Origin of the sequence: Streptomyces canus (assembly GCF_041435015.1) — a bacterium.
In the GTDB taxonomy this organism is placed as follows: Bacteria; Actinomycetota; Actinomycetes; order Streptomycetales; family Streptomycetaceae; genus Streptomyces; species Streptomyces canus_G.
The window spans coordinates 263,006-275,148 of sequence record NZ_CP107989.1 but is presented as its reverse complement, the minus strand read 5'-3'; the positions used below and the strand labels follow the sequence as shown (position 1 = coordinate 275,148).

Sequence of the window (12,143 nt, the reverse complement as noted above, 5' to 3'; positions counted from 1 at the left end):
GCGCCGGCTTCGACGGCCGCTTCCGTGGGAGTCGGCGCTCCGCGCAGCTCCACGACGGTGGTTTCACCGGCGGTGCGTTCCGTGTGGTGAGGCGCGGACCTGGGGCCGCACGGTACGGCGCGGGTAGGGCCGATCTGCCCCACCCGACTGCTCCTGCCGGGCGCGCCAGGCGTAGCGAAGGTGCCGAGCATTCCCGAAGACTGCGGACAGACCAGCCGTGCGGCCCTTCGACCGTGGTTTGCGCGGGCCGTTCTCCGTCTCGGCCGGGACCCATGGCCCCTCATCCTCGGGCCTGCTCCGGCGCAGGGTGGAACAACGCAATGCCGCTGTAGCAGGTGAGAGACGGGCTGGCTGATGGACCCCAATGACGGTTACCGCGAACTCGGGCGGCAGGAGTGCCTGCGGCTGATGGCCAAGGCGCCCATCGGCCGCATCGTCTACACGCGCCGCGCCTTGCCCGCCGTGCTGCCGGTCAACTTCACCCTGGACGGCGACGACGCGATCCTCCTGCGTACCTCCGCAGCCTCGGACCTGGTCCGCGCGATCGACGGCGCGGTGGTCGCCTTCGAGGCCGACGACGTCGATGCGGCTCGCCACTCCGGCTGGAGCGTCGTCGTCACGGGCACGGCCACAGTGGTGACCGACCCGGCCGAGCGTGAACGCCTGGCCCGCACCGGCCCGGTCTCCTGGGTGGCCGCGCCGCAGGCGGTCCTCGTCCGCATCGAGCCCGAACTGGTCACCGGACGGGAGCTCGTCGGTGGACGGACCCTGTACGGGGTGGATCTCCCCGCCTGAAGGTCCTCCTCCTTCTTCCTGTTGTTTGTCGTCGGCCGGGGCCGTACGGCCCCGCGAGGTGAGGCCGTACGGTGCTCCGCCGGGTTCCGTCGGCCTCTGCCCGCCGTGTCCGCGGACGACGAGCATCTCCTTGGAGCAGAAGGGAACAGGACAATGCCTGAGCGTCATGTGGTTGTTGGAGTGGACGGTTCACTGGTCGCCGTACGGGCCTTGGACCGGGCCGCCGAGGAGGCGGTGCGCCGCGGCGCCGCGTTGCGCATCGTGTACGCCGTGGCCGACCGGGACGAGGCGGGGCCGGTCCTGGCATCGGCCGCCTCGCGAGTCCACGAGCGTCATCCCGGTCTGCCGGTGGAGGCCAGGGCCGTGGAGGGCGGCGCCGTGCGGGAGCTGGCACGGGAAAGCGGGGGCGCGGCCCTCACCGTCGTGGGCACCCGGGGGTTCGGCGGTGTCTCCGGCCTGCTGGCCGGCTCCGTGAGCCGGCGCCTGGTCGCGCACGTGCACGGTCCGCTGCTGGTCGCCCGCGGGGATCACCCTCGCGACGAGGGGCGCGAGGTGCTGCTCGGCCTGGAGAGCGGCGCCGATGAGGCCGCTGCTGCTTACGCCTTCCAGGAGGCGTCCCGGCGTGGGGCCCGGCTGCGTGTCGTGCACTGCGCGACACACCGGCACGCCACACCGGAACTGGCCTCGCCGGTGGCCGCGACGAGTCCTGGCCGGCAACGCCAGGCCCAAAGCGACCGTGCGGAAGAAGCCGTGCCGTGCTTCGGTATCGCCCGGCTGCGGGAGGAGTACCCCGGGGTCGAGGTCGACAGCCGCACGGTCCGCACCGGCCCGGCCCACGCCCTGCTGGCGGCTACCCGCGAGGCCGGCGTCGTGGTCATCGGCACGCACCGGCGTGCGGGCCTGCCCGGTCCACCACTCGGCCCGGTCGGTCATGTCCTTTTGCACCACTCCCACTGCCCTGTGGTGCTGGTGCCGACGGCCTGAAGACAAGCACAGCGGCACGGCGGACGGCCCGGTCGGCCTCTTTCGGGTATCCGCCGAGGGAAGCCGCCTCCGCCGCCTGGGCGCCACCCCGTACGCCAATGGCAGGATCCTGATGCGCGAACTCCCTTCCGGGTGATGGAGATCGCCCGATGGAGTCCACCTTTCACGACTGGTCCGGGGCCGCCTGGGCGGACTGGCTGTTCATGCACGGACTGCTCGGACTGCTCGGCATCGGCCTCGCCCTCGTCTCCGGCATCGCGCTGCGGCTCGCCGCGGTCACCGGTACCGCCATGGTGGCGCTCATGTGGATCGCCGAATGGCCGCCGTCCAAGCACCTGTCCGACGGCTCGGCGAGCATGTCGACCAACCCGTTCGCCGACTGACTACCACCTCATCTACGCCATCGTCCTGATCGCCCTGGCGGTCGCGGGCGCCGGAGCCACCTGGGGACTGGGCAAGGCGTGGGCGCGGCTGCCGTTCGTCAGCCGCAACCGCTGCCTGCTCTGAGGCCGCGCGCCCCGGTCGCTCGTTTGCGGCAGCCGGGCGATGCCGGGGCCCGACCGGGCCCAACGGCCCAACGGCCCAACAGACGAGGGACCGATGGCGAGCCCCAGGTACGCCGACAGGCCCTCCTCGTAGGCATCGCGAGCGACGAGCATCAAAAGCGAAGAAGTTCCACGTGCAGAGCGAGGGAGAGACCGGCGATGACGGCAACGGTGACCACTGGAGCCCGGGCGGCAACCGAGGCATGGCGAGGCTTCGCCGGCTTGCGCTGGCGCGACCGCGTCGACGTACGCGACTTCATCCAGGCCAACTACACGCCGTACGAAGGCGACTCGGCGTTCCTGGTCGGTCCGACCGAACGCACGCTGGCCGTCTGGCACAAGGTCGCTCGTCTGTTCCCCGAGGAGCGGCGCAAGGGAGTCCTCGACGTCGACCCGGACAACCCGTCCACCATCACCTCGCACCGGCCGGGCTACATCGACCGCGGCAGCGAGCTGATCGTCGGCCTCCAGACCGATGCCCCGCTGCGGCGGGCCATCATGCCCAACGGCGGGCTGCGGATGGTCGAGAACAGTCTGAAGGCGTACGGCTACCGGGCCGACCCCTTCGTCACCCGCGTCTTCGGCACCTACCGCAAGACCCACAACGACGGTGTCTTCGACGCCTACACGCCCGAAATGCGCGCCGCCCGCAAGGCCGGGATCATCACCGGCCTGCCGGACGCCTACGGCCGCGGCCGGATCATCGGCGACTACCGGCGCGTCGCGCTGTACGGCACCGACCGGCTCATCGAGTCCAAGCGGGCCGAGCGCGCCCTGCTGGACGCGCGGGTCTCCAGCCCGGACGTCATCCGCGACCGTGAGGAACTGGCGGAGCAGATCCGGGCATTGGGCGAACTGACGGAGATGGCGGCCTCGTACGGTTGTGACGTCTCCCGCCCGGCCGTCACCGCACACGAGGCCGTGCAGTGGCTCTACCTCGGCTTCCTGGCGGCGGTGAAGGAGCAGAACGGCGCGGCGATGTCGCTGGGGCGCACCTCCACGTTCCTGGACGTCTACCTGCAGCGGGACCTGGACGAGGGGACCCTCGACGAGACCCGCGCCCAGGAGCTGATCGACGACTTCGTGATCAAGCTGCGGATCGTACGGTTCCTGCGCACGCCCGAGTACGACGCGCTCTTCTCCGGCGACCCGACCTGGGTGACCGAGTCCATCGGCGGCATGGGAGGTGACGGGCGCACGTTGGTCACCCGCACCTCCTTCCGCTTCCTCCAGACGCTCTACAACCTCGGCCCGGCACCCGAACCCAACCTGACCGTGCTGTGGTCGCCCCAACTGCCGTCCGGGTTCAAGGAGTTCTGCGCCCGGGTGTCGATCGACACCAGTGCCGTGCAGTACGAGTCCGACGACCTGATGCGCCCGCGCACCGGCGACGACACCGCGATCGCCTGCTGCGTCTCGGCGATGACGGTGGGCCGGCAGATGCAGTTCTTCGGTGCCCGCGTCAACCTCGCCAAGGCACTGCTCTACGCGATCAACGGCGGCCGGGACGAGATGACCGGCGAGCAGATCGCGCCCGAGGCGCCCGCGCCGGCCGGAGAGTACCTGGAGTACGGGGAGCTGTCGGCCGCGTACGACCGCATGCTGGACTGGCTGGCGGCCACGTACGTCAACACCCTCAACGTCATCCACTACATGCACGACAAGTACGCCTACGAGCGCATCGAGATGGCACTGCACAACCACCCGGTGTACCGCTACATGGCCTGTGGGATCGCCGGACTGTCGGTGGCCGCCGACAGCCTCTCCGCCGTCAAGTACGGCCGGGTGAAGGTGATCCGGGACGACACGGGCCTGGCCGTCGACTACGAGATCGAGGGCGGGTTCCCGGCGTACGGCAACAACGACGACCGGGTCGACTCCATCGCCGTCGGCCTCGTGAAGTCCTTCATGGCGAAGGTGCGCAAGCACCCCACCTACCGCAACGCCGAGCATACCCAGTCGGTGCTGACGATCACCTCGAACGTGGTGTACGGCAAGCACACGGGCAACACCCCCGACGGCCGGCGTGCCGGACAGCCCTTCGCGCCCGGCGCCAACCCGATGAACGGCCGCGACCGGCACGGAGTGGCCGCGTCCGCGCTGTCGGTGGCGAAGCTGCCGTACGAGGAGGCCCGCGACGGCATCTCGCTGACCACGACGATCACCCCGGAGGGGCTGGGGCACAACCCCGACGAGCGGCCGGGCCACCTGGTCGGCATCCTCGACGCCTACACGGCCTCGGGCGGCTTCCACATGAACGTCAACGTCCTGGACAGAGCGACGCTGGAGGACGCCATGGCCCACCCGGAGAAGTACCCGGAGCTGACGATCCGTGTCTCCGGCTACGCCGTCAACTTCGTCCGCCTGACCCGCGAGCAGCAGCTCGACGTGATCAGCCGTACCTTCCACCGCTCGCTGTGAGCACCACGGTCACACCGGTGACGGGCCGGATCCACTCCTGGGATTTGTCCACGGGAGTGGACGGTCCCGGGACCCGGTTCGTGCTGTTCCTCAGCGGCTGCCCGCTGCGCTGCCTGTACTGCGCCAACCCCGACACCTGGCACATGCGCGACGGGAAACGGACCACCGTCGACGAGGTGATGGCCGAGATCGAGAGGTACCGGCCCTTCATCACCGCCGCCGGCGGGGGAGTGACACTCACCGGCGGCGAGGCCCTGCTGCAGCCCGCGTTCACGGCGTTGGTCTTCCGCCGCTGCAAGGAGCTCGGTCTGCACACGGCCCTGGACACCTCCGGATTCCTCGGCGCCCGCGCCACCGACGAACTCCTCGCCGACACCGACCTGGTCCTGCTGGACATCAAGTCCTTCGACGTCCGGACCTACCGGAGGCTGACCGGCGGCGACCTTTCCCCGACCCTCGACTTCGCCACCCGCCTGGACCGGCTCGGCGTCCCGATGTGGATTCGCTACGTCCTCGTGCCCGGCTGGACCGACGATCCGGCGGCCGTCGACGGCCTCGGCGGGTTCCTCGCCGGACTGGGCAACGTCGACCGGGTGGACGTCCTGCCGTTCCACAAGCTCGGCGCCCACAAGTACGACGGGCTGGGCCTTCCCTTCCCGCTGCGCGACACACCCACGCCGGATCCGGACCTGACGGAACGGGTGCGCGAGCAGTTCCGGGAACACGGCCTGCGGGCCTTCTGACGCGCCGAGTGGCTCACCGTGTCGCGACAGTCCGGGTGACTGGTCGTCGCCGGGTCGTTTTGGCTCGGGGAGACTCAGAGCCCGGATGTGCTCATGCTCAGTACAAGGAGCCCACGTGCGGCCCGGGCCAAAGCTGTGGCGGGCCACCGACTGTTGCCTGCGAGCACCCCGGCACCAGCGATCCCGGTGATCACGGCAGCACCTCCGGTTCATGCGGTTCCGTGCCTCCCATGTCGAGCCGGAACGGTGGATACGAGTCCGTCATCAGGGCGACGTAGGCGGCGACCCGCAGCACCCACCTGTGGAGGCCGAGGATCAGATCGAACAAGCCTCGGGGGTACTTCCCGGTGAAGGCCAGGGCCACGGCGGCGATCACCACCAGGACGCTGATCAGCCCGCCCTCCCACCAGCCGAGGTGCCGGCCGCCGAGGAAGAAGCCGATGACGATGTAGTGGGGGATGGCCAGCAGCCACCACTTCACGAGCACCAGGCCGCGGGAGAGGCGTTCGGGGTACTCGATGTCCAGCCGGGCCGGGTAGCCGGGTTCCTCGCCCAGGCTGAAGGGCGGGTAGCGGTCCGTGCCGAGGGCGCCGTACGAGTAGTAGGCGACGCGCCAGCTCCAGCGCAGGACCCCGACGTTGAAGTCGAACAGGGGGCGTGGGTAGCGCTCGGTGAACAGGATGGCGAAGAACGCGATCACGCTCACCACGGTGAAGGCGATCCAGAGGAAGCACAGCACCACGTAGTGGGGGATGGCCAGGACCCATTTCACCAGCCACAGCCACCGGGACAGCTGCGCATCCAGCACCGCACTCACCCGGACCGGGCGCTCTGGTGTTCCTGCCAGGGTTGTCATGGCGATCAACTCCTCCGGGCCCGGAGTGACGGCCGCTGAGTCGGGCCCATGACCAGCGTGGCAGCTGACGGGGAGCATTGCCCACGTGAGGGCGTCCTGCCCGTCCGGAAGGGGCCGCACCGGGCGGATCGGCACCCGCCCGGTGCGGATGCCGATGGCGTCCGATCGGGCCTACTCGTCGGTAGCCTCGGCCGGTCCGAAGTAGGCCGCCCGCATGATGTCCTGCATGTCGTCGAGCATCGGCATGCGCGGGTTGGCGGGCGCGCACTGGTCCTCGTAGGCGTTGAGGGCCTGCTGGGGCAGGGCGGCGAGAAACGTCCGCTCGTCGGCGCCGAGGGACTGGAACGTGGGCTCGATGCGCACGGCGGCGCGCAGGCGTTCCACCGCCCCGGCCAGCGACTCGACGCCCTCCTGCGGGTGGGCGGCGGGCAGGCCGAGGGTGCGGGCGATGTCCTGGAAGCGTTCGGGGGCGCGGTAGCTCTCGTACTTGGGCCAGCCCGTGAGCTTGGTGGGGACGGACCCGTTGTAGCGGATGACGTGCGGCAGCAGGACGGCGTTGGTACGGCCGTGGGCGATGTGGAAGGTGGCGCCCAGCGTGTGGGACATGGCGTGCACGATGCCGAGGAAGGCGTTGCCGAAGGCCATGCCGGCGATGGTGCCTGCGTTGTGCATCTTCTCCCGGGCCTGAGCCGAGCCCGCGCGGTCGTTCACCGCCGCTTCGAGGTGGTCGAAGACCAGCCGGATGGCGTGCAGCGCGAGACCGTCGGTGAAGTCATTGGCGTAGACGGACACATACGCCTCGATGGCGTGGGTGAGGGCGTCGAAGCCGCTGTCGGCGGCCAGGGCCGTGGGCAGGTCGGCGGTCAGCAGCGGGTCGACGATGGCCACGCTCGGGGTGAGCGCGTAGTCGGCCAGCGGGTACTTCTTGCCGGTGGCCGGGTCGGAGATGACCGCGAAGGGGGTGACCTCGGCGCCGGTGCCGGAGGTGGTGGGCACGCAGACCAGGCGGGCCTGGGCGCCCAGCGTCGGGAAGCGGAAGGCGCGCTTGCGGATGTCGGAGAACTTGTGCCGCATGTCGGCGAAGTCGATGTCCGGGTGCTCGTAGAGCAGCCACATCACCTTCGCGGCGTCCATCGGGGAGCCGCCGCCCAGCGCGATGATCGTGTCCGGGCGGAATTCCCGCATGAGGCGGGCACCGTGCTGCACGGAGTCGATGCTGGGTTCCGGTTCGACGTTGTCGATGATCTGCAGGGTCACGGGCTCGGGACGGCGCTTGAGGACGCGGTCGATGCGGTCGACGAAGCCGAGGCGGGTCATGGTCGCGTCGGTGACGATCGTGACGCGGTGGACGTCGGGCATGGAGGCGAGGTAGCGGATGGCCTGCGGTTCGAAGTAGATCTTCGGCGGGACTTTGAACCACTGCAGGTTGTTGCGCCGGGTGGTGACCCGCTTGACGTTCAGCAGCTGGGCGGCGGAGACGTTGTTGGACACCGAGGTGCTGCCCCACGAGCCGCAGCCCAGGGTCAGCGAGGGGAGAAGACTGTTGTACACGCCGCCGATGGCGCCCTGCGAGGAGGGCGAGTTGACGATGACGCGCACGGTCTTCATCCGCTTGCCGTACGCCTCCGCCAGCGCGGGATCCTCGCAGTGGATGACGGAGCTGTGGCCCTGGCCGTGGAAGGCGACCATGTCGGCGGCCAGATCGAAGCCGTGGCTCTCGGAGCGGGCGCGCAGGACGGTGAGCACAGGGCAGAGCTTCTCCCGGGTCAGCGGCTCGTCCGGGCCGACCCCTTCGGCCTCGACCAGGATGAGCGAGGTGCTTTCGGGAACGGTGAAGCCGGCGTGCTCGGCGATCCACTGGGGACTTTGTCCGACGGCCGCGGCGTTGACCTTGGGTTCGCAGCCCGCGCCCGCCACACGCACCGGGAACAGGAACGCCTCCAGCTTCTCCTTCTCCCCGGCGGTCGCCACGTGGGCGTGCAGCGTGCGGAATTCGGCGAGCGCGGCGTCGTAGACCTCCGTGTCGAGGATGACGGCCTGTTCGGAAGCGCAGATCATGCCGTTGTCGAAGGACTTGGACAGCACGAGGTCGTTGACGGCCCGGCGCAGCTTGGCGCTCTTGTGGACGTACGCCGGGACGTTGCCCGCGCCCACGCCGAGGGCGGGCTTGCCGGCCGAGTAGGCGGCCTTGACCATGGCGTTGCCGCCGGTGGCGAGAATGAGCGAGACACCGGGGTGGTGCATGAGGGTGTGCGTCGCCTCGACCGACGGCGTGTCGATCCACTGGACGCAGTGCTCGGGGGCGCCGGCGGCGATGGCCGCGTCGCGCACGATGCGGGCGGCCTCGGCGCTGCACCGCTGGGCGGAGGGGTGGAAGGCGAAGACCACGGGGTTGCGGGTCTTCAGCGCCATCAGCGCCTTGAAGATCGTGGTGGAGGTCGGGTTGGTGACGGGGGTGATCGCGCACAGCACGCCGACCGGTTCGGCGATCTCGATCATGTCGTCGATGTCGTCGCGGGCGATGACGCCCACGGTCTTCATGCTCCCCATGCTGTGCGTGACGTGCTCGCACGCGAACATGTTCTTCGCGGCCTTGTCCTCGAAGACGCCGCGGCCGGTCTCCTCCACCGCGAGCAGGGCCAGCGAGGTGTGCTGGTCCAGTGCGGCGACCGACGCCTTCTTGACGATGTGGTCGACCTGTTCCTGGTCGAGGGCCCCGTAGTCGGCGAGTGCCTTCAGCGCGTGGGTGACCAGCCGGTCCACGGCGATCTCGCTGTCGGAGGGTCCGCCCGGGGAGTCCTGCGGGGCGGCGGTCCGGTTGCGGTCGTCCTTGCGGGCCATGGAAATGCGCCTCCTTGGTCGGTGGGTCTGAGCCGGGGCTCCAGCGCTCGTACGGCAGCGGTGACGTGGGGGACCGGCACCGCTCGCCTCACCAATGTCGCTCCTGGCGGCCCCGCCGCTCAGGCGCCGAAGGTCCCCGCCGGGGTTCCGACCGGCACCCATTCAGCGCGACGGGGCGACCATCTGGCCGTTTCTCATGAGCACCGCTGCCTCGTCGGTCAGCCCAGGGGGAGCCGGGCGACGACGTACTCGGTGAGGTCCAGGAGCCGGTTGGTGTAGCCCCACTCGTTGTCGTACCAGCCGAACACCTTGACCAGGTTCCCGTGGGCCTGGGTGAGCGGGGCGTCGAAGACGCAGGAGGCGGGGTCACCGACGACGTCGCGGGAGACGATCGGGGCGTCGGACACCCGCAGGATTCCTAATCCTTGAGTAAGCGGTTCCGGTTGGCTCCGTCAGGGGCGGCCCGGACTGTTGATGTGGTGCGGTTTGCGGCGGCCTCGTGGGCACCGGGCTGACCCCTCTGGGTTCCTGGTCCTCTGAGACCTTCTGAAAGACCGGTGGCGCCCGGTGTCTTCGGGCCGCTGCGAAACCCACCGGCCTGTGCCGAACGTTGATCGTCGTGGTGCAAGCCCTCCGCACGGTGACCCCCGCGTACTCCGCGAGCCGTTCGAGCTCTGATCGAGACCGGGGCCCGCGCGGTGCGCTGGTGTCGCGAACGGCTGGTGAGATGGCGGACCGTCGAGTCCTGGGATTAGGTCGCCGCGTGGCCCGCACAGGCTTGTCACCTGCGCAAACGCACGATGAGAGGGGAACGGCTTGAGCGTGTTCTGCGGGATCGACTGGGCCGAGTCGCACCACGATGTGGCCCTGGTAGATCAAGACGGCCAGCTGGTGGCCAAGCGCCGCATCAGCGACGACCTCGCCGGCTACCGGCTGCTGCTGGACCTGCTCGCCGAGCACGGCGACAGCCCCGAGACGCCGATACCAGTGGCCATCGAGACCTCCAGTGGCCTGCTCGTGGCCGTCCTGCGCACCGGCCGGCGGAAGATCTTCGCCATCAACCCGCTGGCCGCCGCCCGCTACCGCGACCGTCACGGCGTCTCGCGCAAGAAGTCCGACCCCGGCGACGCCCTGGTCCTGGCCAACATCCTGCGCACCGACATGCACGCCCACCGGCCACTGCCCGACGACAGCGACCTCGCCCGCGCCATCACCGTCCTGGCCCGCGCCCAGCAGGACGCCGTCTGGGCCCGCCAGCAGATCGCCAACCAGATCCGCTCGCTGCTGCGCGAGTACTACCCCGTCGCCCTGGACGCCTTCCTCGGCAAGCAAGGCGGCCTGACCCGGCCCGAGGCCCGCGCGGTGCTCGCCGTGGCGCCGACCCCGAGCACGGCGGCCCGGATGACCCTGCCGCAGCTGCGGGCCGCGCTCAAACGGGCCGGCCGCAGCCGCGGCATCGACGCCGAAGCCGAACGCCTCAAGACCGCCTTGCGGTTCGAGCAGGCCCACCAGCCCACGCTCGTCGAGGAGGCCATGGGTCGACAACTGCTCGCGCTGCTCACACAGTTGGATGCGGCCTGCAAGGCCGTCGAGGACCTCACCGAGGCGGTGGAGGCGTCTTTTCGTCGGCACCCGGACGCTGAAATCCTGCTCAGCTTCCCCGGCATGGGCATCCAGCTCGGCGCCCGGGTGCTCGCCGAGATCGGTGACGACCGCGCGCGGTTCGCCGATGCCCGGGCACTGAAGGCATACGCAGGATCGGCCCCCATCACCCGTGCCTCGGGCAAGAAACGCTTCGTCGGACGCCGCTACATCAAGAACAACCGCCTGACCAACGCCGGCCATCAGTGGGCCTTCGCCGCGCTCACGGCCTCGCCCGGAGCAGCTGCCCACTACCGGCGACGGCGCGACCGCGGAGACTGGCATGCCCAGGCCCAGCGGCACCTGTTCAACCGCATGATCGGCCAGCTCTACCACTGCCTGCAGACCCGGCAGCACTTCGACGAACAGCATGCCTTCACCTCCTCCTCGGCGGATCTGGCCGTAGCGGCTTGACTTCTTAGGCACGTGAGATGTCTTTCAGCGGCCCGTCGGCGGCCGCCCGGAAGGCGGCGTTGATCTCGTCGACGGTCACCTCCCGGTCGAGTACGAGGGTCAGGTCGGTCAGGGAACCGTCCTCGACGGGGACGCGGACCGCGAGGCCGTCGAGGGTGCCGGCCAGCTCCGGCAGGACCAGGCCCACGGCACGGGCCGCTCCGGTGCTGGTCGGGATGATGTTCACCGCGGCGGTGCGGCCACGCCGCAGGTCCTTGTGCGGGCCGTCCAGGACGACCTGGTCGTTGGTGTAGCCGTGGATGGTGGTCATCAGGCCCTTGTCGATGCCGAACGCGTCGTCGAGGACCTTCACCATCGGTGCCACGCAGTTGGTGGTGCATGAGGCGTTCGAGACGACGTGGTCGCTGTCCGGGGCGTAGGTGCCCTCGTTGACGCCCATGACGATGGTGGCGTCAACTCCCTTGCCCGGCACGGACAGCAGCACCTTGCGGGCGCCGCCCTTCAGATGCAGCCCGGCGTCCTCACGGCTGCGGAAGCGTCCGGTGGACTCGATGACGACGTCCACGCCGAGCCCGGCCCAGTCCAGCGCGGCGGGGTCGCGTTCGGCGGTCACGGCGATGCGGTGGCCGTCGACCGTGATCGAGGTGTCGTCGTGCTCGACGGTGCGGTGCAGCCTGCCGTACGTCGAGTCGTACTCCAGCAGATGGGCGAGCGCCGCCGGTGAGGTGAGGTCGTTGACCGCCACCACCTCGACCGGAGTGCCGGCCGCTGTCTCGGCGCGCTCCAGCACGAGCCGCAGGTAGTTGCGCCCGATGCGGCCGAAGCCGTTGATTCCCACGCGCACGCTCATGTCCGTCGTCCTCCCGATCGATCCGCTTCCGTGTCGCTGCCAGCCTGCTGGCC

The 12,143-nt window shown here is 70.0% G+C and carries 7 protein-coding genes and 3 pseudogenes; 6 read left to right on the top strand and 4 right to left on the bottom strand.

Annotation, left to right across the window (positions count from 1 at the left end; all coding sequences use genetic code 11):
* Positions 1 to 354 precede the first annotated feature (354 nt).
* The 5 genes and pseudogenes from OG841_RS01305 (at position 355) to pflA (ending at position 5,488) form a co-directional block, all read left to right on the top strand.
* Positions 355 to 795: a pyridoxamine 5'-phosphate oxidase family protein gene (locus tag OG841_RS01305; protein ID WP_328643225.1), complete on the top strand. Its 441-nt coding sequence runs from the start codon at positions 355 to 357 to the stop codon at positions 793 to 795.
* Positions 796 to 948: 153 nt separating this feature from the next.
* A complete protein-coding gene (locus OG841_RS01300) occupies positions 949 to 1,779 on the top strand; it encodes a universal stress protein (protein ID WP_328643226.1) in 831 nt (276 codons plus the stop codon).
* A gap of 146 nt (positions 1,780 to 1,925) precedes the next feature.
* A pseudogene (locus OG841_RS01295) lies at positions 1,926 to 2,286 on the top strand (hypothetical protein); the annotation flags it as partial.
* 197 nt (positions 2,287 to 2,483) lie between these two features.
* The gene (gene pflB, locus OG841_RS01290) at positions 2,484 to 4,745 is read left to right on the top strand and encodes a formate C-acetyltransferase (RefSeq protein ID WP_371562673.1); all 2,262 of its coding nucleotides are present in this window, start codon (positions 2,484 to 2,486) and stop codon (positions 4,743 to 4,745) included.
* Positions 4,742 to 5,488, top strand: a complete 747-nt coding sequence (gene pflA / locus OG841_RS01285; RefSeq protein ID WP_328643228.1) for a pyruvate formate-lyase-activating protein — start codon at positions 4,742 to 4,744, stop codon at positions 5,486 to 5,488. The genes pflB and pflA overlap by 4 nt, the downstream gene beginning before the upstream one ends.
* Before the next feature lie 190 nt (positions 5,489 to 5,678).
* Here the strand turns inward: pflA and OG841_RS01280 are convergent, their stop codons facing one another.
* From OG841_RS01280 to OG841_RS01270, 3 genes and pseudogenes are all read right to left on the bottom strand, one after another.
* Positions 5,679 to 6,344 (bottom strand): DUF4389 domain-containing protein, encoded by a 666-nt coding sequence (locus tag OG841_RS01280; protein ID WP_328643229.1) that lies wholly within the window; start codon positions 6,342 to 6,344, stop codon positions 5,679 to 5,681.
* Between the two features lie 171 nt (positions 6,345 to 6,515).
* Entirely contained in the window at positions 6,516 to 9,185 is a 2,670-nt protein-coding gene (gene adhE / locus OG841_RS01275) for a bifunctional acetaldehyde-CoA/alcohol dehydrogenase (RefSeq protein WP_371562668.1), read from the bottom strand.
* Between the two features lie 218 nt (positions 9,186 to 9,403).
* Positions 9,404 to 9,604: pseudogene (locus tag OG841_RS01270) on the bottom strand (type I glyceraldehyde-3-phosphate dehydrogenase); the annotation flags it as partial.
* Between the two features lie 397 nt (positions 9,605 to 10,001).
* Between OG841_RS01270 and OG841_RS01265 the strand changes: the two are divergent.
* Positions 10,002 to 11,240: an IS110 family transposase gene (locus tag OG841_RS01265; protein ID WP_328638283.1), complete on the top strand. Its 1,239-nt coding sequence runs from the start codon at positions 10,002 to 10,004 to the stop codon at positions 11,238 to 11,240.
* 10 nt (positions 11,241 to 11,250) lie between these two features.
* On the opposite strand, the pseudogene OG841_RS01260 reads toward OG841_RS01265, so the two are convergent.
* Positions 11,251 to 12,090 (bottom strand): annotated as a pseudogene (locus OG841_RS01260) (type I glyceraldehyde-3-phosphate dehydrogenase); the annotation flags it as partial.
* Positions 12,091 to 12,143: the final 53 nt, after the last annotated feature.

What these genes read in the sequence shown, in the direction of transcription:
- OG841_RS01300 (WP_328643226.1), top strand. Translation starts at nt 949, where the DNA reads ATGCCTGAGCGTCATGTGGTTGTTGGAGTGGACGGTTCACTGGTCGCC.
- adhE (WP_371562668.1), bottom strand. Translation starts at nt 9,185, where the DNA reads ATGGCCCGCAAGGACGACCGCAACCGGACCGCCGCCCCGCAGGACTCC.
- pflB (WP_371562673.1), top strand. Translation starts at nt 2,484, where the DNA reads ATGACGGCAACGGTGACCACTGGAGCCCGGGCGGCAACCGAGGCATGG.
- OG841_RS01305 (WP_328643225.1), top strand. Translation starts at nt 355, where the DNA reads ATGGACCCCAATGACGGTTACCGCGAACTCGGGCGGCAGGAGTGCCTG.
- OG841_RS01280 (WP_328643229.1), bottom strand. Translation starts at nt 6,344, where the DNA reads ATGACAACCCTGGCAGGAACACCAGAGCGCCCGGTCCGGGTGAGTGCG.